The 26,900-nt window shown below is 71.9% G+C and carries 26 protein-coding genes; 11 read left to right on the top strand and 15 right to left on the bottom strand.

The features are described from left to right. Positions 1 to 146 precede the first annotated feature (146 nt). Positions 147 to 1,226, bottom strand: a complete 1,080-nt coding sequence (locus IGS69_RS03300) for an NADH:flavin oxidoreductase/NADH oxidase (RefSeq protein WP_190896799.1) — start codon at positions 1,224 to 1,226, stop codon at positions 147 to 149. 119 nt (positions 1,227 to 1,345) lie between these two features. Between IGS69_RS03300 and IGS69_RS03295 the strand changes: the two genes are divergently transcribed. After that, on the top strand, positions 1,346 to 1,696 hold the full coding sequence (locus tag IGS69_RS03295; protein WP_190896797.1) for an ArsR/SmtB family transcription factor: 351 nt from the start codon (positions 1,346 to 1,348) through the stop codon (positions 1,694 to 1,696). Between the two features lie 6 nt (positions 1,697 to 1,702). Here the strand turns inward: IGS69_RS03295 and IGS69_RS03290 are convergent, their stop codons facing one another. After that, positions 1,703 to 3,046: an FAD-dependent oxidoreductase gene (locus tag IGS69_RS03290; RefSeq protein WP_190896796.1), complete on the bottom strand. Its 1,344-nt coding sequence runs from the start codon at positions 3,044 to 3,046 to the stop codon at positions 1,703 to 1,705. Positions 3,047 to 3,255: 209 nt separating this feature from the next. Here IGS69_RS03290 and IGS69_RS03285 point away from each other — a divergent pair, with 209 nt between their 5' ends. Next, positions 3,256 to 3,714, top strand: coding sequence for a DUF6214 family protein (locus tag IGS69_RS03285; RefSeq protein ID WP_190896794.1), 459 nt, complete (start codon positions 3,256 to 3,258; stop codon positions 3,712 to 3,714). A gap of 84 nt (positions 3,715 to 3,798) precedes the next feature. Here the strand turns inward: IGS69_RS03285 and IGS69_RS03280 are convergent, their stop codons facing one another. From IGS69_RS03280 to IGS69_RS03260, 5 genes are read right to left on the bottom strand one after another with little or no spacing between them, the layout of a single operon-like run. Beyond that, positions 3,799 to 4,713 (bottom strand): ornithine cyclodeaminase family protein, encoded by a 915-nt coding sequence (locus IGS69_RS03280; protein ID WP_190896792.1) that lies wholly within the window; start codon positions 4,711 to 4,713, stop codon positions 3,799 to 3,801. After that, positions 4,691 to 5,764 (bottom strand): dipeptidase, encoded by a 1,074-nt coding sequence (locus tag IGS69_RS03275; RefSeq protein ID WP_190896790.1) that lies wholly within the window; start codon positions 5,762 to 5,764, stop codon positions 4,691 to 4,693. The genes IGS69_RS03280 and IGS69_RS03275 overlap by 23 nt, the downstream gene beginning before the upstream one ends. After that, positions 5,761 to 6,966: an NAD(P)/FAD-dependent oxidoreductase gene (locus IGS69_RS03270; protein ID WP_190896788.1), complete on the bottom strand. Its 1,206-nt coding sequence runs from the start codon at positions 6,964 to 6,966 to the stop codon at positions 5,761 to 5,763. The genes IGS69_RS03275 and IGS69_RS03270 overlap by 4 nt, the downstream gene beginning before the upstream one ends. Beyond that, positions 6,956 to 8,239: a serine hydrolase gene (locus IGS69_RS03265; protein WP_190896786.1), complete on the bottom strand. Its 1,284-nt coding sequence runs from the start codon at positions 8,237 to 8,239 to the stop codon at positions 6,956 to 6,958. The genes IGS69_RS03270 and IGS69_RS03265 overlap by 11 nt, the downstream gene beginning before the upstream one ends. Beyond that, positions 8,236 to 9,669, bottom strand: coding sequence for an MFS transporter (locus IGS69_RS03260; protein ID WP_190896784.1), 1,434 nt, complete (start codon positions 9,667 to 9,669; stop codon positions 8,236 to 8,238). The genes IGS69_RS03265 and IGS69_RS03260 overlap by 4 nt, the downstream gene beginning before the upstream one ends. A 120-nt stretch (positions 9,670 to 9,789) precedes the next feature. Here IGS69_RS03260 and IGS69_RS03255 point away from each other — a divergent pair, with 120 nt between their 5' ends. Then, on the top strand, positions 9,790 to 10,407 hold the full coding sequence (locus IGS69_RS03255) for a TetR/AcrR family transcriptional regulator (RefSeq protein ID WP_190896782.1): 618 nt from the start codon (positions 9,790 to 9,792) through the stop codon (positions 10,405 to 10,407). A gap of 516 nt (positions 10,408 to 10,923) precedes the next feature. On the opposite strand, the gene IGS69_RS03250 is transcribed toward IGS69_RS03255, so the two are convergent. After that, positions 10,924 to 11,577 carry a DUF305 domain-containing protein gene (locus IGS69_RS03250; protein ID WP_190896780.1) on the bottom strand — a complete coding sequence of 218 codons (654 nt, stop codon included), beginning with the start codon at positions 11,575 to 11,577 and terminating at the stop codon, positions 10,924 to 10,926. 190 nt (positions 11,578 to 11,767) lie between these two features. Between IGS69_RS03250 and IGS69_RS03245 the strand changes: the two genes are divergently transcribed. Beyond that, complete coding sequence (locus tag IGS69_RS03245) at positions 11,768 to 13,270, top strand: LVIVD repeat-containing protein (RefSeq protein ID WP_190896778.1); 1,503 nt, start codon at positions 11,768 to 11,770, stop codon at positions 13,268 to 13,270. Here the strand turns inward: IGS69_RS03245 and IGS69_RS03240 are convergent. From IGS69_RS03240 to IGS69_RS03225, 4 genes are all read right to left on the bottom strand, one after another. Further along, on the bottom strand, positions 13,258 to 13,944 hold the full coding sequence (locus IGS69_RS03240) for a TetR/AcrR family transcriptional regulator (protein WP_190896776.1): 687 nt from the start codon (positions 13,942 to 13,944) through the stop codon (positions 13,258 to 13,260). The genes IGS69_RS03245 and IGS69_RS03240 overlap by 13 nt on opposite strands. A 216-nt stretch (positions 13,945 to 14,160) precedes the next feature. Next, positions 14,161 to 14,829, bottom strand: a complete 669-nt coding sequence (locus IGS69_RS03235; protein ID WP_190896774.1) for a phosphatase PAP2 family protein — start codon at positions 14,827 to 14,829, stop codon at positions 14,161 to 14,163. Between the two features lie 147 nt (positions 14,830 to 14,976). Then, complete coding sequence (locus IGS69_RS03230; protein WP_190896772.1) at positions 14,977 to 15,912, bottom strand: M56 family metallopeptidase; 936 nt, start codon at positions 15,910 to 15,912, stop codon at positions 14,977 to 14,979. Between the two features lie 98 nt (positions 15,913 to 16,010). Continuing rightward, positions 16,011 to 16,559: a DUF5134 domain-containing protein gene (locus IGS69_RS03225; RefSeq protein WP_190896771.1), complete on the bottom strand. Its 549-nt coding sequence runs from the start codon at positions 16,557 to 16,559 to the stop codon at positions 16,011 to 16,013. A 148-nt stretch (positions 16,560 to 16,707) separates the two neighbouring features. Between IGS69_RS03225 and IGS69_RS03220 the strand changes: the two genes are divergently transcribed. The 3 genes from IGS69_RS03220 to IGS69_RS03210 all read left to right on the top strand — a co-directional run bounded on the left by IGS69_RS03220 (position 16,708) and on the right by IGS69_RS03210 (position 20,235). Continuing rightward, the gene (locus tag IGS69_RS03220) at positions 16,708 to 18,375 is read left to right on the top strand and encodes an FUSC family protein (RefSeq protein WP_190896769.1); all 1,668 of its coding nucleotides are present in this window, start codon (positions 16,708 to 16,710) and stop codon (positions 18,373 to 18,375) included. Between the two features lie 197 nt (positions 18,376 to 18,572). Beyond that, positions 18,573 to 19,139 (top strand): MarR family winged helix-turn-helix transcriptional regulator, encoded by a 567-nt coding sequence (locus IGS69_RS03215; RefSeq protein WP_190896767.1) that lies wholly within the window; start codon positions 18,573 to 18,575, stop codon positions 19,137 to 19,139. 160 nt (positions 19,140 to 19,299) lie between these two features. After that, a complete protein-coding gene (locus IGS69_RS03210) occupies positions 19,300 to 20,235 on the top strand; it encodes a GNAT family N-acetyltransferase (RefSeq protein ID WP_190896765.1) in 936 nt (311 codons plus the stop codon). On the opposite strand, the gene IGS69_RS03205 is transcribed toward IGS69_RS03210, so the two are convergent. After that, entirely contained in the window at positions 20,217 to 20,609 is a 393-nt protein-coding gene (locus IGS69_RS03205; RefSeq protein ID WP_190896764.1) for a VOC family protein, read from the bottom strand. The two genes, IGS69_RS03210 and IGS69_RS03205, sit on opposite strands and share 19 nt — an antisense overlap. A 73-nt stretch (positions 20,610 to 20,682) precedes the next feature. On the opposite strand from IGS69_RS03205, the gene IGS69_RS03200 reads away from it, so the two are divergent. Then, a complete protein-coding gene (locus IGS69_RS03200) occupies positions 20,683 to 21,237 on the top strand; it encodes a GNAT family N-acetyltransferase (RefSeq protein WP_190896762.1) in 555 nt (184 codons plus the stop codon). Here the strand turns inward: IGS69_RS03200 and IGS69_RS03195 are convergent. Further along, on the bottom strand, positions 21,227 to 21,910 hold the full coding sequence (locus tag IGS69_RS03195) for a glycerophosphodiester phosphodiesterase (RefSeq protein ID WP_190896760.1): 684 nt from the start codon (positions 21,908 to 21,910) through the stop codon (positions 21,227 to 21,229). The two genes, IGS69_RS03200 and IGS69_RS03195, sit on opposite strands and share 11 nt — an antisense overlap. A gap of 250 nt (positions 21,911 to 22,160) precedes the next feature. On the opposite strand from IGS69_RS03195, the gene IGS69_RS03190 reads away from it, so the two are divergent. The 3 genes from IGS69_RS03190 to IGS69_RS03180 are packed head-to-tail and all read left to right on the top strand — an operon-like array spanning position 22,161 to position 25,413. Beyond that, positions 22,161 to 23,558, top strand: coding sequence for a DUF6421 family protein (locus IGS69_RS03190; RefSeq protein WP_190896758.1), 1,398 nt, complete (start codon positions 22,161 to 22,163; stop codon positions 23,556 to 23,558). A 41-nt stretch (positions 23,559 to 23,599) separates the two neighbouring features. Further along, a complete protein-coding gene (locus IGS69_RS03185) occupies positions 23,600 to 24,346 on the top strand; it encodes an SDR family oxidoreductase (RefSeq protein WP_190896756.1) in 747 nt (248 codons plus the stop codon). After that, positions 24,343 to 25,413, top strand: a complete 1,071-nt coding sequence (locus IGS69_RS03180; protein WP_190904362.1) for a threonine aldolase family protein — start codon at positions 24,343 to 24,345, stop codon at positions 25,411 to 25,413. Before IGS69_RS03185 ends, IGS69_RS03180 begins: the two co-directional genes overlap by 4 nt. Positions 25,414 to 25,422: 9 nt before the next feature. On the opposite strand, the gene IGS69_RS03175 is transcribed toward IGS69_RS03180, so the two are convergent. Further along, a complete protein-coding gene (locus IGS69_RS03175) occupies positions 25,423 to 26,796 on the bottom strand; it encodes a hypothetical protein (protein WP_190896754.1) in 1,374 nt (457 codons plus the stop codon). Positions 26,797 to 26,900 lie beyond the last annotated feature (104 nt).

The following is a 26,900-nucleotide window of genomic DNA, read 5'->3' as shown; positions in this document are numbered from 1 at the left end:
AGGGCAAGCGCTTTCTGGTCAACGCTCCGCGAAGAACACGTTCGGCCGCTCCAGCTCAGGACGATGCGGGCATGGACATGCCCTCGATGGAGAACATGTCCATGCCACCACGCCAAACGGATGCTTCCTTGGGGCGGACGGTCGGTTCAGACCGATCGGTGGTACTGGTCCGGCACCCGTACCTCGCCGCCGAGTTCCCGCGCCGCGTGCCGCGCCCACGAGGGGTTGCGCAGCAGCTCGCGGCCCAGCAGAACCGCGTCCGCCTCGCCGTTGGCCAGGATCTTCTCGGCCTGCTCGACGTCGGTGATGAGCCCGACCGCGGCGACCGGCAGGCCCGTCTCGTTCTTCACCCGGGCCGCGAAGGGCACCTGGTAGCCGGGGCCGGTGGGGATGCGGACGCCGGAGGCGTTGCCGCCGGTGGAGACGTCCAGCAGGTCGATGCCGTGGGCCCGCAGGTCGGCGGCGAAGCGGACCGTGTCGTCCGCGGTCCAGCCGCCGTCCTCGAGCCAATCGGTCGCCGAGACGCGGAAGAACAGCGGCTTGTCGTCCGGCCACACCTCCCGTACGGCGTCGACGACCTCGAGGGCGAAACGGATGCGGTTCTCGTACGAGCCGCCGTAGGCGTCGGTGCGGTGGTTGGAGTGCGGGGAGAGGAACTCGTTGATCAGGTAACCGTGGGCACCGTGGATCTCGGCGACCTCGAAGCCGGCGGCCAGGGCGCGGCGCGCCGCGGCCGCGAACTGCCGGACCACGTCCTGGATCTGGTCGACGGTCAGCTCGGCCGGGGCCGGGTGACTGTCGTCGAACGCGAGCGGGCTCGGGGCGACCGAGTCCCATCCGTGGGCGTCCGGGCCGACCGGGGCACCGCCCTTCCAGGGGCGTTCCGTCGACGCCTTGCGTCCGGCGTGGGCCAGCTGGATCGCCGGCACCGTGCCCTGCGCGGCGAGGAAGCGGGTGATCCGGCGGAACGCCTCGACCTGTGTGTCGTTCCAGATGCCCAGGTCGTAGGGGGAGATGCGGCCCTGCGCCGAGATCGCGGTCGCCTCGACGATGATCAGGCCCGTCCCGCCGGTGGCGCGGGCGGCGTAGTGGGCGAAGTGCCAGTCGGTGGGGGCCCCGGACTCCGGGCCCTCGGGCGCCGCCGAGTACTGGCACATCGGGGGCATCCACACGCGGTTCGGGATCGTCAGCTCGCGCAGGGTGTAGGGCTCGAAGAGCGCGCTCACGGCGGACTCCATTTCGTCACGGGGCCGATGTCGACTCGTACGATAGGCATCGTAGTACGGTGGATGTCAAACTACGAAGGTTCTCGTACTATGGAGTCCCCGAGGAAGTGGAGCCCGCCGTGTCGTCCCCCGCCGTCAGCAGTCGTGACCTGCCACATCCCGCGTCCGGCGAGATCCGGCTGGAGGACGTGCTGCACGCGCTCTCGGATCCGATGCGGATGCGGATCGTGCGAGAACTCGCCGCCGCGCCGGGCGAGTTGTCCTGCTCGCACTTCGATCTGCCCGTCACCAAGTCGACCACCACGCACCACTTCCGGGTGCTGCGGGAGAGCGGGGTGATCCGGCAGGTGTACCGGGGGACGGCCAAGATGAACGGCTTGCGGCGAGACGACCTGGACGACCTGTTCCCGGGGTTGCTGGCCGCGCTGCTCGACGGCGCCGCCCGGCAGGCCGCCCGGCTCGGCGGCTGAGCGCCCTCAGGGGGCCTTGCCCGCCGCCGCCTTCAACAGGGAAGGCCAGTCCGGGAGTTTCACCACACCGCGACCCAGCGACGCTCCCAGTTCCGCCTCCGCCCGCTCGATCGACTGCCAGCCAGGCCATTGCACCGGGTCGGTCCCCGCCGCGCGCAGCGCCGGGAGCGGGTCGTCGGGCACGGCCCGCAGAGTGAGCACCGGCGCGTCCTCCAGGAGCGAGGTCGCCGTCTCCTTCGCGCAGGGGCGGTTCGTGCCGATGACGCCCGTGGGGCCGCGCTTGATCCAGCCCGCCACATACTCGCCCGGGGCGACGGCGCCCCCGCGCAGGACCCGCCCGGACAGGTTCGGGACGGTGCCGGTGACCGGGTCGAAGGGGAGGCCCTCCAGAGGGACTCCGCGGTAGCCCACCGAGCGCAGGACCAGCTGTCCCGCGATGACCTCGTGGCGGCCCGTGCCCGTCACGCCGCCCCGGCCGTCCGGGGCCGTCCGCTCCAGCCGCACCGCGCCGACATGGCCCCCCTCGGCGAGCAGTTCGGCCGGGCGGAGGAAGAACCGGAGGTGGATGCGGCGCGGAGCGCCTTTCGGGGGCGTCGAGGCCCAGCCCCGCAGGACCTCGACGTTGCGGCGCTGCGGGGTGGGCAGCGCGGACGGGTCCGTGTATCCCGGATCCAGGGCCAGCTCCGCCGGGTCGACGACGACGTCCGTCTCCGGCAGGGTGCCCAGCTCGCGCAGCTCCTTGGTGGTGAACCGGGCCCGGGACGGGCCGCGCCGGCCCACCATGTGGATCTCGGACACCCGGCTGTCCGCGAGGGTGGTCAGGGCCGCCTGCGGCATATCGGTCGGGGTGAGCTCGGCCAGGCCCCGGGCCAGCATCCGCGTGACGTCCACCGCGACGTTCCCCACCCCGATGACCACGGCCGACCGGGCGTCCCGCAGGAAGCCGGCGTCCACGGCGTCCGGATGGGCGCTGTACCAGGACACGAACTGCGTCGCCGACCAGCTCCCCGGCAGATCCTCCCCGGGAATGCCCAGACGCCGGTCGGTGGCGGCGCCCACGCAGTACACCACCGCGTGGTACAGCTCCCGCAGGCGGCCGGTGGTCACGCCGCCGGGGCCGATCTGCACACCGCCGAGGAACCGGACCCGCTCGTGCTCCAGAACCGCGCGCAGGTTGTTCTGCAGTGACTTGATCTTCTCGTGGTCGGGTGCCACACCGTAACGGACGAGGCCGTAGGGGCAGGGCAGCCGGTCCAGGACGTCGACGTGCACCCCGGAGTCCATCCGGACGAGGCTCTGGGCGGTGTAGCACCCGCTCGGCCCGGAGCCTACGACGGCGACTCGCAGCACGGGGGAACTCCTTACCCGGGGGATCCGGCGGATCTCGGGAGAGCGCTGACGCCTCCAGCATCGCACCGGCCGGGCTCCGCTGACAGGGTGCAGTGCTCCGCCCGCGGCGCGTGTCCGATCTGTAGGGAATGTGATCATGCGGTTACGTTCAGCGTATGCTGGAAGCATCCTTTCTGAATCTTTCTGATCGCTCTCCGGCGGACGGTGCGGTGGCCGTGCGCCCCGCCTGGGAAGTGCGGGAGAACGAGGGCGCCACGCGCTGGTTCGAGTTCCGGCTGGCTTTCGCGGACGGCGCCCGGGTCGACGCGCTGGCCGTCGTGGGCGGCGGATGCGTCTGCCTCGAAGAGGTGCGCGCTCAGCCCGCGCTGTCCCTCGACGACCTGGCGGTGCTCGCCGAGTGGATCGAGGAGTCGGTCGCCGAGGCGTGCGGCGGCGGGCCCGGGTCCGACGGCCGCGGGAGCGAGGGGCGCCGGGCCCGCCCCGCCCGGCCGCGCGGGGCGGAGGGGAAACTGCTGGTGGCGCGGGAGTACCGCGCGGCTCAGCGGGACGGCGCCGACCCGGTCCTCGCCGTGATGGGCGCGACCGGGCACAGCCGTCGTACCTCGCTCAGGCTGATCGGCCAGGCCCGGGACGCGGGCCTGCTGTCCCCGCGCCGCGCCCGGCGCTGAACCGGGACGAGGTCCGCCCCGCAACCGGCTCTCCTCAATGCCGTCAGGAACTGGCCGCGTTCATTCGGGCACGGGTGGGAACGCTCAGGTGCACGCCGGCATGGTCCTCCATTGTGTGAGTGCTGCTTTGGCGGTGCTCAGGTCTTCCCAGGCCATGCCCACGGATCTGAAGACGCGTCGTCGGTCGGTTTGTGCCGGGGTTTGTCCGGTGACGACCTCGTGGAGGGGCAGGGGGTTGGTGATGTCGCCGGAGGTGAGTGCCTCGGCGATGTCGGCGGCTTCGCGGGTGGCGGTGGGGACGTCTTCGACGATGACCTGTGCGCCGCGGAGGGTGTGGCTGTCGAGTTCGCGGGCGTCGGGTGTGTGTGAACCCATCGCGATGACGGTCGCGTGCTGCGAAAGGTGCCGGCCGTCGAACAACGGCGTGGTGGAGCTGGTGCAGCAGGCGACGACGTCGGCTTGGGGGAGGTCGTCCGGTCCGGCGACGTCGATCCCGTGGGCGTCGGCGAACGCGCGGGTCCGCCGGGGGGTCCGGCCGCTGACGGCGATGGACGGCAAGTGCCGGACAGCGCGGAGGGCTTGGAGGTGTGCTGCTGCTTGTGGTCCGGTGCCGTAGATCAGCAACCGGGAGATGTCGCGAGGGGCGAGGAGGTCGACCGCGAGTGCGGACAGGGCGGCCGTGCGTCGCAGTGTGAGGGCGGGGCCGTCGATCGCGAGGATGGGCCGCAGGGTGTCAGCGTCGTAGAGCAGGTAGGTGCCGGTGATCCGGGGCAGACCTTTCGCCGGGTTGTCCGGCGCGACCCCGGCGATCTTGATGCCGAACAGGTCTCGGTCCGCTGCGGGCATGATGAGGACATGTCCGCCGGGGGCTTCGGCGGTGGTCCGGGGTGGTGCGGTGACGGTGGGCGGCCCGTCCTGGAGGGTGCTGTGCAGCGCGCTGATCGCTTGCGGGAACGGCAGCAGCCTGTCCAGAAGGTCAGCGTCGAGGTAGGGCAGCATGGTTGTCCGTTCCGTGGTGCGTGGCACCGAGGAACCGGGCCAGGTTGGCGCCGGCGATTCCTCGGACCTCGTTCTCGTGGTGTCCGGCAGTGAGCAGCGCGTGGCTGACGAGTGGAAGCCCCGAGGGCCCTTCGAGGCCGGGGACGAGGATTTCGGCGTTGGTGCCCTCGATGATCAGTGGTCGGTCGCAGGCCGGGATCTTCTCCGCGAACAGGTCGGCAACGAAGTCGGCACCGATTCCCACCTTGGTGGGGCCGGCGAGTTCGGTGAGGCGTTCGATGTGTGCGACGACGTGGTCGAGCGTGGGGGTTTCGGTGGTGAGGTACCCGGCGTACAGGTTCGCGCAGATGAGTCCGCCCGTGGCGGCGATGCCGCGTATGTGGTCGTCGGAGAGGTTGCGGTGGTGGTCGTGGAGGCTGCGGGCACAGGAGTGGGTCGCGATGACAGGCCGGGTCGCCAGTTCGAGCACGTGATCGACTCCGGTGGCTGATAGGTGGGAGACGTCAATCGTCACCCCGAGGGATTCCAGCAGGGCGAGTGCTTCGACGCCGGCGCGGGTCAGGCGGCTGCCGGTGCGGTCTTCACCGGATCCGTCGGCCAGCGCGCTCCGGCCGAAATGGGTGAAGGACACGATCCGGATGCCGAGGCGGGCGAAGGTCTGCAGGAGCTCGATGTCGGTGTCGATCTGCGGGCATCCCTCCAGCGCCAGGACCAGCGCGATGCGGCCGGAGCTGATGGCCGTGTCGATCTCGGCGCCCGTGCGGCACAGCGCGACCAGGTCCGGGTTGCCTTCGGCGATGCGGTGTGCGGCTTCGACCATCCGGAGGGTTTCGCGCAGCGCGCCTTCAGGTGTGAACTCGTGGTCGATGAAGACCGGCAGGACCTGCAGATCCACCCCGCCCGCGCGCAGTTGCGGATACCAGACGTCGCGGAAGTAGGTGGCCCACAGCTGCGGTGACCGGCGGACGACGAGCATGAGCAGATCGTTGTGGGCATCGGCGACCAGCGCCTCCGTGTGGAGCCGATGGCCTGCTGCGGTCGGCGATGTCATCGCAAGACCTCCGGATGGCGGCCATCGTGCCCGAGCAGCTGGGCGACCGCGGCCGCGGTCGCTGGGGCGAGGGTCATTCCGAGGGTGCCGTGCCCGGTGGCCGTGACGAGGTTGCGGCCGGTCCTGGCCGCCTGCGGCAGGCCGTCGGGAGTCATGGGCCGGGCCGCGCGGGTGAGGGTTCCCTGGGGCAGGTCGTGCAGCGCGGGCACGAGCCGTTCGGCGGCCTGCCGGATCGCGGTGGCGGCGGCGTGGTCGTGGCGGTCTTGCGGGGTGCCGCCGATCCGCATGCCGCCGGTGATCCGGATGCGGCCGGCAAGGGGGTTGAACACGACGTGGTCGTCGAGCCCGATCAGCGGCGAGCTGATCAGCGGATGCTCGGCGGGCACGTCGATGCTCCAACCCCAGCCCGGCTGAATGCCTCGTCCTCCTGGCCGTCCGGCACCGGTGGCCAGGATGTAGGTGGTGGCTGTGAACTCGCCGAGGTCGGTCCTCACAGCGGTGACCTCGCCGATCCGGCGGACCAGGCCGGTGACGCGTGCGCGGTGGACGACGACGCCGCGCATCTCGGCGGCGACCAGCGCCGCGCGTGTCGCCGCGGCCGGATCCAGCGAGGAGTCACCGGGAAAGAACACCGCACCGGCCAGGCCCGGATCGAGTTCCGGGGCCCGTACCCGCAGTTCGGCCTGGGTGAGGACCTCGTGGTCGATGCCGTTCTTCGTCAGCTCGCGGGCCAGGGCCAGCTTGCGTCGCAGAACGGCCGGGCTGCGGGCCACCTGGAGCCAGCCGCTGCCGGTCACGCCGAGGTCGATGCCGGTCTCCGCGGCGAGGTTCGCGTATGCGTCCGCGGCGGTGCGTGCCGGGCCGGTCAGCCTCGCGGCGATGCGGCCTGCCCGGCCCGGGCGGGCCGCGGCCGCGAATCGGGCCAGCCACGTCAGGACTGCCGGAGACAGGGAGCCGATCGACATCAGAGGGTCCGAGCCGGTCATGGCGCGCAAGCCCTCCCACAAGGTTGCGGGATCGGCCATCGGCCTGGTGAAGCTGGGAACGAGCAGGCCGGCGTTGCCGATCGAGGCACCGCGACCGGGCTGGGGGTCCAGGAGCGCGACCCCCAGCCCCCGCCCGGCGAGCTCCCGGCCGATGAGCGCGCCGACGATGCCCGCACCGATCACGACGACGTCGGTGCCGGGGTGCTCAGCTGACACGGCGCAGCATCCGGAGCGCGGTGTGCAGACGGCCGGCCCGGCCGTGGTCGAAGTCCATGAAGTTCACCTCGGTTTCCAGGGCGCCGAAATCGGCCCGGAAGCAGTCGCCTTGTTGGTGGTGCAGGTCGGTTTCCCGGCCGGTGAGGGGGCTGGTGATCAGCAGCCGGCCGTCCCGGGCGGCGCGCACCGTGACGCCGAATGCGGGTGAGGCGTACTCCCCGACGTACCGGTCCGTGTCACCGGGGCCCGGACCGGATGGGAGCGCGGGCCGGTCATACCCCAGGGCCTCGCACAGGACGTCCACCCCGAAGGCCCAGCCCTCCGGGAAGTTGGTCAGCACGGCCAGCGCGATTCCTCGGTCGGCCTCGACGTGGACGAACGCGCTGGTCCCACCGATGTGCTGGACGGACCGGGAGGGCCCCGCGACGGGAAGGGCCCAGCCCAGTCCCCAGCCCCGGAAATGCAGCGGTGTGCCGGGTATCGGGGCGTGCAGGCGGAGCATCTCGTCGACCATCCACCGGGGCAGCAGTTCGCGTCCGTCCTGGGTGCGTCCGGTCGCGCAGGCGAGAACGAGTCGTGCCGTGTCCGCGGCGGTCGCGTGCAGGGTGGCGCCTGCCGGCCCGAACAGCGGGCTGACCGAAGGCCAGAGGTCCCCGGCCACGAGCGTGCCGTCATCGCCCAGGACATGCCCGGCGGCCGCGTCGGCCGGTGCGGTGAAGACGGCGGAGGAGATCCCGGCCGGACGCAGGACCGCCCGCTGCACGGCCTCCACCCAGCTGAGGCCGGTGAGCTTCTCGACGAGCCGGCCCAGGACCACGTACCCGGTGTTGCTGTAGGAGAAGCCCTCGCCGGGCGCGGCCGCGGCGGCAGTCCCGCGGGAGGTACCCAGCAGCTCGGTCAGCGAGGCGGAGGCGTCCCAGGCGTCGGCCAGCCCCGAGGTATGGGACAGCAGCATGCGCGTCGTGATCGCGGCACCGCGGGCGCCGAGCGTGTGCAGCTCCGGTACGAGAGCGGCCACGGGAGCGTCGAGGGCGAGTCTGCCCTCCGCCACCAGTCGGCAGACCACGGTCGCCACGACGATCTTGGTCACCGATCCGAGCGGGAACAGTGTGTGCGGGCCGACCGGAGCCTGCGTGCCCACCCGTTCCACGCCGATCGACGCGCAGTTCGTCGTGCTGTCGATCAGGCACACCGACGCTCCGGCCACGGCGTGGCCCAGGGCGGCTCGTTCGAGGACGGTGTCGAGGGCCGTGAGGTGGGGGCGTGTCCTCATACCGGCTCTCCGACCGCGGTGACGGCGGAGGGTGTGACGCGGGGCAGCCGGGAGGGCAGCGCGATGCTGAGCAGCACCGCAGCCATACTCACCGCGGCGGCGAGCAGGAAGGCCGACCGGAATCCGGACCAGGCGGGCAACTCCGCGCCGGGAGCGGTGGACTGCGCCAGCAGGACAGCGCCCAGCTGGGCACCGAGAGCTCCGCCGACACTCTTGACCACGAACGCCAGTCCGCTGACGCTCGCCGTCCGTTCTTCGGGCACAGTCGCGACCACGATGTTCATCGCGCCCGTCAGCCCGAAGCCGACGGTCAGGCCCGCCAGCGCCGTGGAAAGGAGGATCAGCCACGGACGGCCGGGAGCCGCGAGGAGCACCAGCGCGGCGGCGACCATCGCCGCGGTGCCGGTGAGCATCACGCCCCGGGTGCCGACCGCCCGCTCGAACCGACCGGTGAGCGGGGCGACGGCCGTACCGACGATGCCCAGCGGCACGAGGTAGAGCCCGGTCGACAGGGCCGAGCCGCCGAGTCCGTAGCCGGTCGTCGTCGGCAGCTCCACCAGCATCGGCACCAGGACGAAGACAGCGAAGGTGCCGAAACCGACCACGAACGCCACGGCGCAGGTCAGCAGCACCGCACGCGTGCCCAGCAGGCGCAGGTCCACCAGGGGCTCGCTGGTGCGCAGCTCCACCACGGCGAACACGCCCAGGACCGCCACACCCGCCACCACCAGGCTCAGCACCAGCGGCGATCCCCAGCCCACCTTGGACGAGCGCGAGATCCCGATCAGCAGCATCGCGAGTCCCGAGGCGAGCAGGACGGCTCCGGCCGAGTCGATCCGGCCACGCCGGGTCGGCGGGCAGGACGGGACGACGACCCACGCCACCACGAACGCCGCGACGATCACGGCGAAGGGGATCCAGTACAGCCAGGTGTAGGGCAGGACATCGAGGATCGGACCCGCGATCACGAGCCCGACCGCGGTGCTCGACGCCGCCGTCCCCACGATCAGGCCGTTGCCCGCAGCGATGCGCCGGGCTGGCTGGGTATCGCGGATGATGCCCACCGAGAGGGGGACCAGACTCAGCCCCACGCCCTGCAGGACCTGCCCGGCGGTCAGCAGGGCGACGTTCGTGGCGAGGGCGGCGAGCAGGGTGCCGAGGGCGACGACCGCCAGCACGCACAGCAGGACGGTCCGCTTGTCGCGGATGTCGGCCAGGCGCCCCACCAGCGGGGTCGAGACCGCCCCGGCCAGCAGCAACCCGGTGAAGACCCAGGCGATCGCCGACGTCGAGGCGCCCACCGCTTTCTGGATCGCGGGCAGGGCCGGCGACAGCATCGTCTCCAGCGTCGAGTAGGCGAACAACGCCGCGGTGACGACGCCGAGCGTCGCCGCGATGGCTCTACGGCCGGGGGAAGAGGTGGTTGTCATCGGAAGCCTCCGATTGAGGGGAAGGCGGGCAGCCGCGACTGAGGGGAAGGCGGGCAGCCGCGACCGCTCATGTACGACTCGTATTTCAAATACGGACCGTATGTGTGGTACGAACAGTATATGAATGCGCCGAGTCGTCAAGCCCCTGAATCGAGCCGGGAACGGAGGCGCCGCGAGACGCGGACCGCGCTGCTGCAGTCGGCGTACGAGAAGTTCTGCGACGTGGGCTACGGCGCCGCGTCCCTGGAGGCCATCGCCGCGGACGCGGGATTCACCAAAGGCGCCGTGTACGGCAACTTCAGCAGCAAGGAGGAGCTGTTCCTCGTGCTGGCCGAGGAGCGGGCCGAGTCCCTGCCCGACGAGTGGCGGCACATCGAGCCGGAGACCGTAGGGCAGGACAAGGTGGGCCGGGCCATCGGCTCGTGGCTCGCCGACGTCATGCGCAAGCGCCGCGGCTGGTTCCTCGCGAACGCCGAGTTCTCCATCGTCGCAGCACGAGACCCGGAACTGGCCGCGCGGCGACTCGCCGCCCTGCGCCATACCCATCGCGAACTCGGCTGCGTGCTCCTTCGCTTCTGCGGGCCCGCGACGGCGGACCCTACAGCGCTCGGCGTGCTCGCGATGACGCTGATCGACGGCGTCATCATCAACGCGGCCCTCGATCCGGACCTTGATGTCGCGTCAGTTGTCGCGACCGGTCTGCAACGCATGCTGCCCGACGGCCCCAGCGAGTCCTGACACCCGGGCAGTCCCCGGCGGGCCACCTGCCGGCCGCTTCGCCCGGCAGGTGGCCGGCCACGAAGGGCACAAGGCCGACAGCCACTGCCTGCACGCGATCCAGAGGCCGGCTGTGGCCCGCGAGGAAGGTCCTTCTGCCGCCGAGACGTGTGGCGGCCTGGGCGAGACCAGTGTGTCCCGGGATCGCGAGAAGCCACTCGACGCCGTGTCCGGCTCCGCGGGTGGCCGAGACGGTTCAGGCAATGGCGGAGCATGCCTGGGGGGCGCTGTGGTCAGCGCGGATGTGCGTGCCGGGCCAGGCCGGACGCCGGGCGGCGCCACCGGCTACGTCCTCAAGGACACCCCGAGGACCCGGCAGCCGCCGCCCGGGCCACCGCCACGGGCCGCACCACACCGGTCCCCAGCGTCACTGCGGGCCGGCCGGCACCACGACACGAGCCCGGGAAGACCGCGAAACGAGTCGAAACCCGCACCGACCATCTCCGCCTGCAACAGCAGCGAGGTTGAACGTCGAGCTCAGAGCATGTTCCGCATCCGTGTGATCTCGCTCGTCTGCTGCGCGATCACCTCGTCGGCCATCTCCTCGACCCGGATGTTGTTGCCCTGCCCCTTCACGTCCGTGGCCATGGTGATCGCACCCTGGTGATGGGTCGTCATCAGGGTCAGGAAGAGGTGGTCGAAGGCCTTTCCGTCCGCCGCGCGGAGCTTCTTCAGCTGGGCCTCAGTCGCCATGCCGGGCATGGTGGCGTGCTCGTGCCGCCCGGCCTTGAGCGGCTTGCCGTACGACTTCAGCCAGCCCTTCATGGCCTCGATCTCGGGCTTCTGGCCGGCCGCGATGCGCTCGGCGATCCGCTTCACGTCCTTCGACCCGGCGCGCTCCGGGGCGAGTTCGGTCATCACCAGGGCCTGGGAGTGGTGCTCGATCATCATGCGGGCATAGGAGACGTCCGCCGAGTTGGGGGAGTCGTTCTCCGGGTTCTGGTCGGCGGCCTCCTGCGCGGACAGGGTGCGGTTCGGCTCACCGGGCTCGCCCGGCGCGATCACGGCGGGCCCGTCCGCGGCGGCCGGCCCCCGGTCCGGACCGGAGTCACAGCCCCCGGCCGCGAGCACGGCCAGGGCGACCAGCCCCGTCGTGACGGCGGACGCCCGGGACGCACGGCGGAAGAGCACAACGACCTCCTGTGGCAAGCGGGTTGGGACGCACCTCGGGTTGTGGACGACGTACACCCACGTTTCCGCGGGTCATTGATCGGAAAACTTCATTGCGATTCTGTTGCCCTCTATTGGTATGTGCATGGCGAAGACGATACTGCGTGGTGCGTGAACCGTTCCGCAGTGAACGGAACCAGGGAGGAAAACAGTGATCCTGTTGAACGACCGCCGAACACGCCGCAGACGCTTGGGAGTTGCCGCTGCCGCCGCCGGGCTGCTGGCCGCGCTCCTGACCGCGGCACCCGCAGGGGCCACCCCCGACCCGGGGGATGCGCCGCCCGCGCCGAAGAAGGTCTCCAAGAGCGACCAGGCAGAGGTCCGGGAGGCCATCGAGAGCGGCGACATACCCGGCCAGGACGAGATCGTCCACTCCGACAACATCCAGCACCTCGCCCATGTCCCCAAGGACGTGCTCCAGGGCACGAACTCGGACCTCGCCTTCCAGGGCAGGTACGCGTTCGCGGGCAACTACGACGGCTTCCGCATCTTCGACATCAGCAACCCCAGGGCGCCGAAGACCGTCGCCCAGGTGCTGTGCCCGGGCTCGCAGAACGACATCTCCGTCTCCGGTGACCTGCTGTTCCTGTCCACGGACTCCTCGCGCAGCGACAGCAGTTGCTCCAGCACCACCCAGCCGGCGACCGAGAAGTCCTCGTGGGAGGGCATGAAGGTCTTCGACATCAGCGACAAGCGCAACCCGAGGTACGTCGCCGCCGTCGAGACCGCCTGCGGCTCGCACACCCACACGCTCGTGCCCGAGCGCCGCAACGTCTACGTGTACGTCTCCTCGTACTCGCCGAGCGCCACGTACCCCGACTGCCAGCCGCCGCACGACGGCATCTCCGTCATCAAGGTGCCGCGCAACGCCCCCGAGAAGGCGAAGGTCGTCGGCTTCCCCGTGCTGTTCCCCGGTGAGGGGCCGGACGGCGGCGGCAACCCGGGCGGGCCCACCAACCCGGGCGTGTCCAAGACCACCGGCTGCCACGACATCACCGTGCTGCCGTCGAAGGACCTGGCCGCGGGCGCCTGCATGGGCGACGGGATCCTGTTCTCCATCGAGGACCCGGAACGCCCGAAGGTCATCGACCGCGTCCAGGACAACGTGAACTTCGCGTTCTGGCACTCGGCGACCTTCAACCAGAAGGCCGACAAGGTCGTGTTCACCGACGAGCTGGGCGGTGGCGGCGCGGCCACCTGCAACGCGGAGATCGGCCCGGACCGCGGTGCCGACGGCATCTACGACGTGGTCGGCAAGGGGGACAAGCGCAAGCTCGTCTTCCGCAGCTACTTCAAGATCCCCCGCCACCAGGCGGACACCGAGAACTGCGTCGCCCACAACGGCTCGCTGATCCCGGTCAAGGGCAAGGACATCATGGTCCAGGCCTGGTACCAGGGCGGCGTCTCCGTCTGGGACTTCACCGACTCGGCCAAGCCGAAGGAGATCGCCTACTTCGACCGCGGCCCGCTGACCACCGACACCATCAAGTCGGGCGGCTCGTGGTCCGCGTACTACTACAACGGCTACATCTACTCGAACGAGTACGCCCGGGGCTTCGACGTCCTCAAGATCGACGACCGGCGCACGGACCCGGCCCGCTGGGTCCACCAGCGTGAGCTCAACGTCCAGACCCAGCCGGACTACTTCGACTGACCCCGCGGGTCGCACTCCGGTGCGGCCCCGGTCGCGAAGAACCGCGACAGATCCTTGTCGCCCCTCCCGCCGGAGGCTCCGGTCTCCGGCGGGAGGCCCAGCTCCCAGCCGAGCCGGTAGCGCTTGAACAACTCGGCCCGCAGCACCGGCAGCGGCATCGGCGCCCCCGGCACCACGGCGGCGTACACCGAACCCATCAGCAGGGCGCGCATCATCGGGTAGTCGCTGTCGACGTCCGGCGACCCGTGCCGGGCCATGGTGTCCCGCAGCAGCTCGGCCAGCCGCCGCTGCTCCGGGCACTGCATGAAGCCCTCGGCCTCCAGGATCCCCGCCATGTGCTGGCGCATCAGCACGGGCCGGTCCCGGGCAAGGCCCAGGATCGCGTCGATGGCCCGGGCCATCCGCTCCCGGCCGTCCTCGGTGCGCGGCTCGCGCTCCAGCGCCTCCTCCAGCGTGCGGTGCATCAGCCGGTGCACGGCGGACTGCACCAGCTGGCGCTTGCCGGGGAAGTAGTACGACACCAGGCCCCGGGCCGATCCCGCCCGGTCCGCGATGTCTCCGAGCGTGGTCGCGTCGAAACCGCGTTCGCTCACCAGCTCGACCGCCGCCTGCAGGAGCCGCTCCCGGGAACGCCGCCGCAACTCTTCGTTCACCGAGGCGCTACGCGGAGACATGCTGAAACTCCTGTGTTGACTGGCTGCCAGCCAACTATACTCAGAGGGTCCGGCCAGGACCTGTCAGGTCTGGGCCGGTGGTGCCGTCTGCCTCGGGCGACGCGGGGGATCGTCCGAGGCGGGCGAGCGCTCGGCCCCGGTGGTGTCCTTGGGCTACTTTCCGAAGCGGCCGGGCCGCCGGGGTCGTGTGGCTGTCGTGCAGCGCGTCGTGGGGGTTCAGGGCTGCCGGTGCCGGTGTACCCACACCGCCAGGGCCACCACCATCGTGCCCAGCAGCCAGCCGCCCACCACGTCCGACGGCCAGTGGACACCGAGCCAGATCCGGGTCAGCCCGACCCCGACCACGGAGACGACGGCCAGGGCCACGGCCGTACGCCACACGGCCCGGCCGACGCCGTGCCGGTGCAGGAGCCACAGCAGCAGGCCGCACACCACCGTGGCGGTCATGGCGTGGCCCGACGGGAACGCCGAGTAGTGGGCCGAGTCGACGGGATCGGGCCAGACCGGACGGGGGCGGGCCACCGCCGCCTTGATGCCCTGTTGCAGCAGCGTGCCCAGCGCGACGGCCAGCGCCAGCCACACCGCCGTCCAGCGCGCCGCCCACCGCACCACCAGCCACACGACGACGGCCGCGCACAGCAGGCGCATGGTCCAGGGGTCCCACACCCAGTCCGTGAGGATGCGGCACGTCTGGGTGAGAGCCGGTTCGTCGACCGCCCAGCGGTGGGTGGTGTCAGCGATCTCCCCGTCCGCGCTGATCAACGGGCTCCATCTCGCCGCGACGAGGGTGAGCAGCAGCGCCGAGCACAGGGCCAGGACACCGGCGAGACCGGCGGTGGCGCGGTGTTCCGGACGGGGCGGGGAGTCGACGGACGTGGTGTGCATACAGCGATCCTCGCCGAACCGGGGGGTCCGGATCCAGTAAGGGGAAGATCTTCCGTCACCGGGGCGGCACGCTTCGGCCATCCCTCATCCACCGAGGGCGCCCCGGACGCCCGCCGCAGGGGCAGTCGGGGCGCTGTGGTCTCCCGGCTACCCCAGCGCCCGTAGCCCCGGCACGAACGCCACCAGCACCGGCACCACAGGCACCAGCGCGGCCGCCGCCGTCAGCCGCAGCCGCCGGGCCGCGGTCAGGCGGTCCGGGGGAGTGAGCAACCGGTGCACCCGGGCGGGGACATGGGCCTGCGGAGTGGGGCAGGGCCCGAACACGCCGCGGTGCTCGTTCAGTTCGACCAGCGCCAGGGCCGTCGTGAGGCGGCCGAAGCGGCGCGATGCCGTGTCGTCGGCGGCGAGTTCGACCAGGCGGTGCATCTCGTCGCGGAACGCGGCGAACACCGGTACCTGCGGAAATCCGCCGGCGAGAGCCGAGGAGCAGTTCAGCAGCCAGTCGTGCCGGGCCCGGGCATGGCCCTGCTCGTGGGCGAGCACCGCGTCCAGCTGCCGGCCCTTCAGCCGGAGCAACGCAGCCGTGGTGACGACCAGTTGCGGGGGAGTGCCGGGCTGCCACCAGGCGTCGGGCCGCTCGCTCTCCAGGACGACGAGCCGGCCGGAGACGGCCACCTCGCCCGGCAGCAGCGGCGCCCGGACCAGCAGATCGGCACGTCGTCGGCGGCGCCGGGCACGGGCCCGGCCGATCTCGCGGAGCAGCATCGCGGCGCTCCACAGCCCCCCGCCGGCCAGCGCGACCGCCGTGGTCGCCGCCCACGGGCCCGCCGTACCGAGGGCGTAGGCCTCCACGACCGCGCGCGGGGCCGTCGCGAAGACGTGCCCGCCGACCGCGTGCCAGGCCGCCGCCGCACTGAGCGTCATGGACAGCACGCAGCACACCAGGACGGCCGCCACCACGCACTGCCACACCCACAGCGCCACCACCGGCTCACGGTCCGGCCAGTCCGCCCGGGCGAGCAGCCGGGGGGCGACCACGGCGGTCACGGCGCCGAGCAGCAGCAGCGCGGCGGTGAGCATCATGAGGGCAGCCTATGAGCGCGGCCCCGCCCAGGGGTACGCCTTGCGGCGTCAAAGTGACGCAGGCAACGGACCCGTTGGGGGCGGCGGGCCGGTCCCGGTCACAGCGTGAGCAGCATCGCCACCATTGCGATTCCCATGGACAGACGGCAGGCCCGCGCCAGTTCCGGCCGGTCTCCCCATCCGGTTCGCACACCGCCCCCGGCCACGGCGGCGACCGGCACCAGACGGACGCCGGCCCGCAGCACGTAGGCGGCGAAGTAGAGCAGCAGCGCCCCGGTCAGGAGCGGGAAGCCCGATCCGCCCCGGCCGTGTGCGTGTCCGGGGGAGCCGGCCATCACCAGGGACATGTAGACCATCGCCGCGGCCCCCACCAGGTGGTGGAGGTGGTGCGTGCCCGTCCGGGACGCCCACAGCGCGTGGACCCCCGCCGCCCCGAACACCGCCGCGTAGACGGGCCAGGCCCACCCGGGCGGAGTGAACACCGCCGCGGGTACGGCCATCGCGGCCATCCCGAATCCCATCAGCGCCTCGCCGCCCGCGGCGCCGCGCTGCTCCTCGGCGCCGCTGCGCATCCGCGCTAGGCAGTAGGTGCCGGTCACCGCGCAGAGCGCCACCAGCAGCCAGCCGGACGAAGCCGGTCCGTGCACGCGTACCTCCCCGTTCGACGGTCGGTCATTCGATGCCCGGGCCGTGCGGCGCGCACGCGAGCGCAGAGGTGTACACGGGGAGCATTCGACGGAGCACGCCAGGTGAGGGAAGGTGCTTTACGGGTAAAATACCTGTTAATCTTGCAGGATGAGCAGTGCCACGCCCCCCATTTCCTCCACCCCGCCCGCCCGGCGTCTCCCCCTGGCGGGTGTGCTGCGCCCCGGCAGGCCTTCGGAGATCTGGTTCAAGCCCGCGCTGAGCGTGGTCGCGGCGATCGCCCCGCCCGCCTTCATCCTCCTGGCGCTCAGCCGGCTCGACCTCGTGATGTATGCGATGGCCGGGTCCCTGTGCGCGCTGTACGCCCACAACCGGCCCTACGCCGCCCGGGCCCGGGTGCTGATGTGGGTGGTGCTGGGCATGCTCGGCGGGGTCGCCGTGGCACTGGTCTCGGCCTCGCTCACCGGCAGCGCCGTCGTCCTAGTCACTGTCGGCGCCCTGCTGGCCGCCGCACAGAAGGTGCTGTGCGAGGCCACCCGGGTCGGGCCGCCGGGCAACATCGTCCTCACTTTCGTCAGCTCCGCCTCCCTGTTCGCACCGCAGACCCTCGCCCAGGTGCCCGGCCACCTGGCCCTGGCCGCCACGACGGGCGTGTGGGCCTGGCTGGTCTGCATGGCGCCCGCGCTCGTCCGGCCGCACGGCCCGGAGCGCCGCGCAACCGCCGCGGCCCTCAAGGCCGCCGCCGCGTACGCCGACACCGGCGGCACCGCGGAGGGCCATGCCCGGGCCCGCGCCGCGGGCTACGCCGCCGTGCAGGCCGCCTGGCAGTCACTGCTGTCCACCGGCGCCCCCTCGCGGACCCGGCGGGCCCTCGAACGGCTCGTCGTCCGCGCCGAGGTCGCCCTCGCGGCGCCGACGGACGCGGACGCGGGCCGGCTGCGCATCTGGGCGGGCTCGCTCCGCGGCACCGGTCCGATCCCCCGAACCGGACTTCCGCACCCCGCCGCCGACGAACTGCTCGGCGTGGCCGCGGCCCGCCCCCTGTGGGCGCGGCTGGGCCCGCTGACCCCGCTCGCGGCACGTACCGCGCTCGGCTGCGCGCTCGCCGGCTACGCCTCCCTCGCCCTCGGGATCGGCCGCCCCTACTGGGCACTGGTCACCGCCGCCTCGCTGTACCAGGCGAACATCGCGCTGACCTGGAGCCGGGCCGTCCAGCGGGTCGTGGGCAACGTCGTCGGGGTGCTCGTCTTCCTGGCCGTCGTGCCGCTCGCCCATCTGGGCCCGGTCGCGCTCGTGCTGTGCTGCCTGACGTTCAGCTTCGGTGCGGAAGTGCTGATCAGCCGGAACTACTGGCTCGGCAGCGTCTGCGTGACGCCCATGGCCCTGCTCATCACGGAGTTCGCCGGATACCAGGAAGCCAAGACGCTGATGGCGGAGCGGGTCGTGGACACCGTCGTCGGTGCGCTGGTCGGGTTCGTCGCCGCCGTCGCGGTCACCAACCGGCGCGCGGGCGACCGCGTCGAACGCGCGCTGACCACCGCCGACCGGGCCCGCGAGCACGCCGCCCGTCTCCTGGCCGATCCGGAGCCCGGCCCCGCGGCCCTGGAATCCGCCCGCCGCGGCCTGGCGATCGCCCTGTCCGACCTGCGCGCCACGGCCGACGCCGCCGCCGGTGAATGGTGGCAGCGGGCCCTGCCCCAGGAGCGGGTCGTGCTCGCCGAACAGTCCGGACACCGTACGCTCGCCGCGACGGCCCGACGCCAGGGCCTGCTCCCGGACCGGGACCCGGCCAGCGAAACGGAGGACGCACGGCCATGACGCCGACCGAAGGACCATCGCCCACGGGGAATGCCGGGGGACGGGCCCCGCAGCAGCCGGGGGACGAGGCGGAACCGGTGGCGGAAGGACGGGCGGCCGGAGGGGAGCCCGGCGATGGCGCTCGGGCGGCCGGCGGCGATGTTCCCGACGGGCGTCCGGCCGAGGGGCGGGCCGCCCCCGGGCACCCGGCTCGCGACGTGGCCGGCGAAGCCGACCAGGACAGCGCGCTCCACGGCGAAGCCGGTCCCGGCGGCGGCCGCAGGGGCGACACCGTGGCCGCCGTCGTCCGGCAGTGGCAGGCCGTGCGGCCCGGGCTCGACACCGGGCCGATGGAGATCATCGGGCGGATCAACCGCTGTGCCGCGCTGCTGCAGCAGGCCGAGGACGCACCGTTGCGCCGGGCGGGGCTCAGCCGGCCCGAGTTCGATCTGCTGGGTGCGCTGCGTCGCACCGGGCACGAGCTGACGCCCGGCGACCTGGCCCGGGAGACCTTCTCCTCGGGGGCCGCCGTCACCAAACGCCTCAAGCAGCTGACCGAGCGCGGTCTGGTCGAGCGGCGCGGGGACACCCGTGACCGCCGGGTCGTCCACCTCCGCCTCACCGACACCGGACGCGACCTCGTGGACGGCATCCTGCCCGTCCAGCTCGCCTACGAGACCGCCGTACTGTCCGGCATGGACGGCCCCGAACAGGGCGAACTCGCCGCACTGCTCGGGGAGTTGCTCAGCCAGCTCGAAGGACGGCTCGGCGCGCTGCGGACGTGAACCGGTCCCCGGCCGGGGCGCGTGGCGTACGTGGGCGCCCCCCGGCCTCACTGCCATCCGGGGAAACCCCCTGGTGTGCCGCCGTGGCCCCGGCGTACCCTCGCCCCGTACCGCACTGCGTGGCGGCCTCCAGCTCTCTACACCCTGCCCGGAGGTACCCATGCCCGCGCCTGAGGTGCGTCCCTTCCGCCGGTCCGACCGCGACCAGCTGACCGGCCTGGTCAATCTGCACGTGGCGGCCGTCGTCCCCGGCGTCTCCGTCTCCGTGAACACCGTCCTGGGCGACCTGGAGCGCCGGCCCGGCGAGTTCGTCACGGACCCGTGGGTGGCCGAGCGGACGACGTTCGTCGCCGAGCAGCGCGGACACATCGTCGCCGCGGCCCACCTGCTGCGCTACCGGGCGGATGCCGAGGTCGGCGCGGACTTTCGGGATGCCGCCGAGATCAACTGGTTCGTCCACCGCCCGGCGGCGTCCCTCTGGCCGGACGCCGACCTCGCCGCGGATCTGCTGATGCGGGCGTGCCTCGCGCGGTTCGCCCGCTGGAACGCCCGCGTCCGGTACGCCGACGGATCCCTGCCCGCCCCGCTCGTCTACGGCCTGCCCCGCAACTGGCCGCACATCCGGGCCCTCTACGAACGCGCGGGGTTCCGGCACACCGGGGACACCGAGGTCATCCTGCTCGCCCGGGTGGCCGACCTGCCGGCCGCCGAGCACCGGCCGGGTGTCACGGCCGAGCGCACGCTGGGGGAGTGCGGGACCCGCTTCACGGCCCGGGCGGAGGGCAGGATCCTGGGCCATATCGAGATCGACACGGCCCTGGCCCGCCCGGAACGCCATGCCCGCGCGGCCGGTCTCGCCGACATCGGCAACCTGCACATCGACCCCGCGCAGCGGGGCACCGGCCTGGAGCACTGGTTGCTGGGCCGGGCCGCCGACTGGCTGCGGCTGTGCGGCGTCGACCGGCTCGCCGCCTACGAATCGGCCGCCGACCGTGCCCCGCTGGCCGTCCTGACCGGGGTGGGATTTCACGAACTCACCCGCACCGACCGGGGCTGGGAACACCGCCCGGACCGGGCTCAGATCCCCGGCCGGTAGCGCATCGGGTGATCCGCCGGTACCTCCACCAGCACGATCGGCGTCCCGTCCGGATCCGCGATCCACATCTCGACCAGCCCCCAGGGCTCCTTGACCGGCGGCCGCACGATGTCCACGCCCTTCGCCCGCAGTTCCTCCTGCGCCGCGGCCACGTCGTCCACCTGCAGCCACAGCCGGACCGCGGGCGCCGGGGGTGTCCCGGAGCGGCCCGAGACCTCCAGGAAGCCGCCACCCATGAAGAAGACCGTGCCGCGCTCCGGCCCCGTTCCGAACTCGCGGTAGACGGCGAGGCCCAGCTGCTCCCCGTAGAAGGCCCGGGAGCGCTCGGGGTCGGTGGGACGGAGCAGGATCCGGCCGCTGAGTACATGCACCATGCGGCGGAGCTTAGTGGCGGCGTTACGCTCATCCCTGCCCGAGCCGCGCCTGGAACAACGGAGACGTACGCCCATGGAGACCGCCGCCACCGCACTGACCTTCCGCGATGCCACCGACGCCGACGTCGACGAGCTGGTCGCGCTGATCGAGTCGGCGTACCGGGGCGACGACAGCCGGGCCGGGTGGACCACCGAGGCGGACATCCTCGAAGGGCAGCGGACCGACCCGGAGGGTGTGCAGGAGGTCATCAAGTCGCCCGACAGCCGGCTCCTCACCGTGGAGCGGGACGGCAGGATCGTCGCCTGCTGCCAGCTGGAGCACCAGGGCGCCCACGCCTACTTCGGGATGTTCGCCGTCAGCCCCCTGCTCCAGGGCGCGGGCCTCGGCAAGGTGATCATCGCGGAGGCGGAGCGGCAGGCCCGCGCGACGTGGGGCGTCACGGAGATGCAGATGACCGTGATCTCCGTGCGCGACGACCTCATCGCCTGGTACGAGCGGCGCGGCTACCGCCGTACGGGCCGGATGACCCCGTTCCCGTACGGCGACGAGCGCTTCGGCGTCCCGCAGCGCGACGACCTGCAGTTCGAGCTGCTGGTCAAGGAGCTCGGCCAGTCGGCTACGCCGTGAAACGGCCCGTGCGCTTGATGTCCGGGTGGTCGGTGGTCGCGCCGTCCAGGCCGAACGCCCGGACGAGCCGCAGCTGGTCCTGCGTGTTCACCACCCAGCCGATGATCCTCAGATCGGCCTTGCGGGCCCGCTCCACGATCTCCAGGGTGAGCCGGCGGATGTTCAGGCAGACGGTCTCGGCGCCGGCCTGGACGGCGCGGTCCACGATGTCCGTGCCGTAGCGGCTGGCGATCAGCGCCGTGCGCACCCCCGGCACCAGTGGCTTGATCTCGGCGATCGCCTCGTCGTGGAACGAGGACACCTCCACCCGGCCGGCCAGTCCGCGCTCGTTCATGACCTCGGCCAGGGCCCGCGCCGCCTGCTTGTCCTTGATCTCCGCCTGGAGCGGCGACCGCACGGCCTCCAGGACCTCCTCGAACACCGGGACCCGCTCGCCCCGGCCCGCGTCCAGGGCCCGCAGTTCGGCGAGGGTCTTCTCGGCGATCGGGCCGCTGCCGTCGGTCGTGCGGTCCACATCCGCGTCGTGCATGACGACGAGGGCGCCGTCCTTGCTCAGGTGCAGATCGAGTTCGATGGCGTCGAGCCCCGCCTCCTGGGCGGCGACGAAGGACCGGAGGGTGTTCTCGGGTTCCACACCCATGATTCCGCGGTGACCGATGGTGAGGAAGTTCAAGACGCGACTCTCTTCCGTCGACAGGCGGCGCTGGGGGGCCTGAGGGCCCCCCTGACCGTATCGCCTGGACCCGCCCTGTGCAGAGAGTGAGGGCATGGTCGCCGTGCATCCGGGCAGAAGCAGGCCCGACAGGAAAAAGTGCGGTGAAGGAGACGGTCGGGCAGGATAATTTCCCGGGTTCACCCTTGCTGGAAGGAACCTCGTGTGTATACCGTCTGCATACGTGAGATTCTCCCGTGGAAGGTGGGACATGACGGAAATTCTTGTGCAGGTGGGTTCGGAGGAAGGTCTTCCTCCCGTGGCCAGGGTGGTGGACCACCCGGCTTGGCCCGTGCTCAAGGATGCCGTGGAGCGGATCCGGCCATGGCAGTCCAAGGACGGGTCGATCGACTTCGACGCCGAGGGCGCGCCCGGCCCGGCCGACGCCGAGCTCGCGGTCCGGCAGGTCACCGACGCGGTCCTGGAGCTCTCCCCGCTGCTCCCGCACGACGGCGCCTATCACCAGGCCCTGGTCAAGGACCTGTCCCGGTGGGCCGACAGCGGCTTCCTGGTGCCCGACTTCCTCGACTCGCTGCTGGCCTTCCAGCCCGCCGCGAACCGTGCGGACGGCCTCCAGCACCTCGTCGTCTTCCCCATGTACACGCAGAACGGCAACCCGGACCGCAACCTCGAGGCGGTCGTGCTGCGCATGGTCTGGCCGGACTGGCTGGCCGAGCTGGAGCGCACCCGCTACGACAACCCGCTGTTCTGCGGCATCAAGTTCGAGGACTTCACCTCCGGCTACGACACCAACTCGGCCGTCCTGTTCCCCGAGACCATCGCCGTGCGCGAGGCGCCGGAGCGGTTCACCTGGGGCGGCATCTTCTGTGACCGCGAGGCCGCCCGCTTCCGCCGGGTGACCGACGCCGCCGTCGACATCCTGAGCCTGGAACTGCCCGAGGACGTCGCCGCGATGGTCCACGACCAGAAGCGCTGCGAGGAGGCGTTCGTCCTGTGGGACATGGTCCACGACCGCACCCACAGCCACGGCGACCTGCCCTTCGACCCGTTCATGATCAAGCAGCGCCAGCCGTTCTGGATGTACGGCCTGGAGGAGCTGCGCTGCGACCTCACCGCCTTCAAGGAGGCCGTGAAGCTGGAGGCGGACGGCGTTCCGCAGGCGCGTGACGTGCAGGTCGCGGTCCTCTTCGACCGCATGTTCCGCTTCCCGGTCACCGGCGAGCGCGTGCGCAACTACGACGGCCTCGGCGGCCAGCTCCTCTTCGCCTACCTGCACAAGCACGACGTCGTCCGCTGGACCGACAACAGGCTCACCATCGACTGGGAGCGCGCCCCGCAGGTCACCAACCAGCTGTGCGCCGAGATCGAGGACCTGTACCGCGACGGCATCGACCGTCCGAAGCTCGTCCACTGGTTCGCCGGGTACGAGTTGGTCTCCAGCTACCTCTCCCCGCACCCGGGCTCCAAGTGGGCCAAGGGCCCCGACGCCCTGGACACGACGCAGCCGCCGCGCAAACTCGTCGATGACGTGCTTCCGGACGAGTTTCCGCTGAGCATGTTCTATGAGGCACTGTCCAAGAAACTGAAGAACGTGATTGCCTCCACCAAGGGCATCACGGCGGACAGCGCCGAGCGGATCGCCGCGTGAGCGATCGGCGTACCGGGAACACTGCTCAGGAGGCGAGGAACATGGGGAACGGGGCGCTCAGCGGTGCGGTGATCGCGGTGGCCGGAGCGGGCGGGCCCGCCGGGCGGGCCGCGCTGCTCAGGCTGGCCGAGGCGGGAGCGACCGTCATCGGGTCGGACAACGATCCGGAGCGGCTGGCGGAGGCGGTGGACGCGGCGAGCTACGCGACCGGCGGCGCCACCGTCACCGGTGACACGGTCGATCTGCTGGACCTGGGGGCCACCCGCGACTGGGCCACCCGCATCGAGAAGGACTTCGGCCGCGTCGACGGCCTGGTCCACCTCGTCGGTGGCTGGCGCGGCAGCGAGACTTTCACGCGGACCAGCCTCGACGACTGGGACTTCCTGGAGATGCTCCTGGTCCGCACGGTGCAGCACACGTCCCTCGCCTTTCACGAGGGGCTGCAGCGCAGCGACCGCGGCCGGTACGTGCTGATCAGCGCCGCCGGCGCCAGCAAGCCCACCGCGGGCAACGCCGCCTACGCGGCCGGCAAGGCTGCGGCCGAGGCCTGGACGCTGGCGATGGCCGACTACTTCCGCAAGGCCGGGGGCGCCGGGGGGCCGACGTCGGCTGCTGCGATCCTGGTGGTGAAGGCGCTGGTCCACGACGCGATGCGCGCCGACCGGCCCAACGCGAAGTTCGCGGGCTTCACCGACGTCAAGGACCTGGCCGAGGCCATCACCGGGGTCTGGGACAAGCCCGCCGCCGAAGTGAACGGAAACCGTCTGTGGCTCACCGAGAAGCCGTGAACCCGCCGAAGACCGACGCCCGTCGCCATCACGACCCCGCGGTCCGCGGTTTCGCCAGCGACAACTACGCCGGGGCCCACCCGGAGGTCCTCGCCGCCCTGGCCCTGGCCAACGGCGGGCACCAGGTCGCCTACGGCGAGGACGCCTACACCGACAACCTCCAGCAGGTGATCCGCAGCCACTTCGGGCCCACGGCCGAGGCGTTCCCGGTCTTCAACGGCACCGGCGCGAACGTCGTCGCGCTCCAGGCGGTCACCGACCGCTGGGGTGCGGTGATCTGCGCGGAGAGCGCGCACATCAACGTCGACGAGTGCGGCGCCCCGGAGCGGGTCGGCGGCCTGAAGCTGCTCACCGTTCCGGCGCCTGACGGCAAGCTCACGCCCGAGCTGATCGACCGGCAGGCCTACGGCTGGGACGACGAGCACCGCGCCATGCCGCAGGTCGTCTCCATCGCCCAGGCCACCGAACTGGGCACGGTCTACACGCCGGAGGAGATACGCGCCATCTGCGAGCACGCCCACGCGCACGGTATGAAGGTGCACCTGGACGGCTCGCGGCTGGCCAACGCCGCCGCCACCCTGAACGTCCCGATGCGGACGCTCACCAACGCGGCCGGCGTCGACATCCTCTCCCTGGGCGGCACGAAGAACGGCGCTCTGTTCGGTGAGGCCGTCGTGGTTCTCAACCAGGACGCCGTCAGCCACATGAAGCACCTGCGCAAGCTGTCCATGCAGCTCGCCTCCAAGATGCGCTTCGTGTCGGTGCAGCTGGAGGCCCTGCTCGCCCGGGACCTGTGGCTGCGCAACGCCGGTCACGCCAACGAGATGGCCCAGCGCCTCGCCGAGGGCGTGCGGGCCGTGCACGGGGTGGAGATCCTCTACCCCGTGCAGGCCAACGCGGTCTTCGCCCGGCTGCCCCACGACGTGAGCGAGCGCCTCCAGAAGCGGTTCCGCTTCTACTTCTGGGACGAGGCCGCGGGCGACGTCCGCTGGATGTGCGCCTTCGACACGACCGAGGAGGACGTGGACACGTTCGTGGCGGCGCTGAAGGAGGAGATGGCCCGCTGACCCGCGGGCTCACCCGTTGACGACGATCTCCGTCCTGTTGTTGCGCAGGTTCGGGTCGAACTTCCTGATACTCAGCTCGGGGTCGTCGTCGAGGGTGGCGACGGTGCTGTGCGCCCCGCGCACCACACGGTCGATCCGCAGCGGGATCTCGAACGTGTACGACGCCTTGTCGTGCAGGTAGATCGGCGTCCGGCAGTAATGGGTGGCCGGGGAGGCGCCGTCCTCCGCCGTCCAGCACCTGTCCTCCGGCAGGGTGCCGACGGTCGTGCCCTGCGGGGCCTGGAACCGCACCGTGGCCACGGCGGCGCCCGCGCCGAGCGACGCCACCCAGGCCGGGCCGCGGTTGTGCACGGTGATCTTCGCGGTCACCGTGTCGCCGGCGGCCCCGCGCACCCTGCTGCCGGTGAGCTTGAGGTCGGCGGTGTTGCGGGCGTCGAGGATGACGGTCCCGTAGTTGTCCTGCGGGTCGATGTCGGGCTCCGCCGCCGCGGCCCTGGCGCCGGTCGCGGGGCGCAGGTCCAGTTCGGTGCCCGTGCCCCGGGTCCATGTCCACTCGCCGCGGGCCTCGGCCAGGGCCTCGTCCGAGTAGGGCTGCACGGAGTGGTCGAACCGCTCGTACAACGCCTTGCGCCCGACGCCGAGTTCGGTGGCCAGCGCGAACCGCTGTCCCGGTGCCACCGCCTCGTCCAGCACGCACAGGGCCCCGGTGCCGGTCTCGTGCTCCCGGTACTCGCAGTTCGCGTGCCGTTGCGTGAAGCGCAGCCCGTAGGAGGCGTTGATCCACAGCAGGGTGCGCTCCGCGGTGCGGTTTCCGGAGTTCGACACAGTCGCCCGTACGCTCGTCACGGTGCCCGGCCTGAGGTCCCGCTGGTGAGGTGCCTCGCTGAGCCCGAGGTCCGGCCCGTTGGCCACGCCGACCCGGGTCTCACCGGCGTGGGACGTCAGGTCGCCCGCCGTGGCCGAATACCGCACCTGGCCCGAGGAGCCGACGTCCGCCCCCGGCAGCGCGCGCAGCCCGAACGTGGCCGCCCGCACGCTGTCCGTCCCGGCCGGCATCTCCGGGAAGGCGCAGACTGCCCGGGTCTCCGAGGCGGGCTCGCAGTTCGCGGGCCACGACACCCGCGCGAAGCCGGCGATCTCGCTCACGTCGACGGTCAGCTGCCCGGCGGGCACGCGGCCGTCGGCGACATCGCGGCTGACCGACACGTCCAGACTGCGTTCTCGCGCGCTCCCGTCCGCGTCCGCACCGGGCAGCACCGTCTCGTACGGCGCGTTGATCCACAACTCGTCGTCCAGGGCGTGGGCGGGCCCGGTCCCGGCGCCGGTCACCGTCAGCGCGCCACAGGTGATCGCCGCTCCGAGCAGGCGGTGTAGATGTCTCATGTCTTCTCCTCGTCACTGGTCCGCGGATCCGAGACCCGAGGGCCGGCGCAAGGGTTGTGACGGCGCGGCTGGTTGCGGCGGTGTTCAGCCGTTCTTCTCCGGCG

This window comes from Streptomyces tuirus (genome assembly GCF_014701095.1).
Lineage (GTDB): Bacteria > Actinomycetota > Actinomycetes > Streptomycetales > Streptomycetaceae > Streptomyces > Streptomyces tuirus.
The sequence above is the reverse complement of the archived record's forward strand: the minus strand, read 5'-3'. Positions and strand labels throughout refer to the sequence as shown.

Bases quoted from the DNA above. Each gene is read 5' to 3' on its own strand.
- IGS69_RS03175 (WP_190896754.1), bottom strand. From the start codon at position 26,796: ATGAGACATCTACACCGCCTGCTCGGAGCGGCGATCACCTGTGGCGCG.
- IGS69_RS03265 (WP_190896786.1), bottom strand. From the start codon at position 8,239: ATGAGGACACGCCCCCACCTCACGGCCCTCGACACCGTCCTCGAACGA.
- IGS69_RS03260 (WP_190896784.1), bottom strand. From the start codon at position 9,669: ATGACAACCACCTCTTCCCCCGGCCGTAGAGCCATCGCGGCGACGCTC.
- IGS69_RS03230 (WP_190896772.1), bottom strand. From the start codon at position 15,912: ATGATGCTCACCGCCGCGCTGCTGCTGCTCGGCGCCGTGACCGCCGTG.
- IGS69_RS03240 (WP_190896776.1), bottom strand. From the start codon at position 13,944: ATGTCTCCGCGTAGCGCCTCGGTGAACGAAGAGTTGCGGCGGCGTTCC.
- IGS69_RS03185 (WP_190896756.1), top strand. From the start codon at position 23,600: ATGGGGAACGGGGCGCTCAGCGGTGCGGTGATCGCGGTGGCCGGAGCG.
- IGS69_RS03210 (WP_190896765.1), top strand. From the start codon at position 19,300: ATGCCCGCGCCTGAGGTGCGTCCCTTCCGCCGGTCCGACCGCGACCAG.
- IGS69_RS03255 (WP_190896782.1), top strand. From the start codon at position 9,790: ATGAATGCGCCGAGTCGTCAAGCCCCTGAATCGAGCCGGGAACGGAGG.
- IGS69_RS03190 (WP_190896758.1), top strand. From the start codon at position 22,161: ATGACGGAAATTCTTGTGCAGGTGGGTTCGGAGGAAGGTCTTCCTCCC.
- IGS69_RS03280 (WP_190896792.1), bottom strand. From the start codon at position 4,713: ATGCTGCCCTACCTCGACGCTGACCTTCTGGACAGGCTGCTGCCGTTC.
- IGS69_RS03235 (WP_190896774.1), bottom strand. From the start codon at position 14,829: ATGCACACCACGTCCGTCGACTCCCCGCCCCGTCCGGAACACCGCGCC.
- IGS69_RS03205 (WP_190896764.1), bottom strand. From the start codon at position 20,609: ATGGTGCATGTACTCAGCGGCCGGATCCTGCTCCGTCCCACCGACCCC.
- IGS69_RS03220 (WP_190896769.1), top strand. From the start codon at position 16,708: ATGAGCAGTGCCACGCCCCCCATTTCCTCCACCCCGCCCGCCCGGCGT.
- IGS69_RS03275 (WP_190896790.1), bottom strand. From the start codon at position 5,764: ATGACATCGCCGACCGCAGCAGGCCATCGGCTCCACACGGAGGCGCTG.
- IGS69_RS03200 (WP_190896762.1), top strand. From the start codon at position 20,683: ATGGAGACCGCCGCCACCGCACTGACCTTCCGCGATGCCACCGACGCC.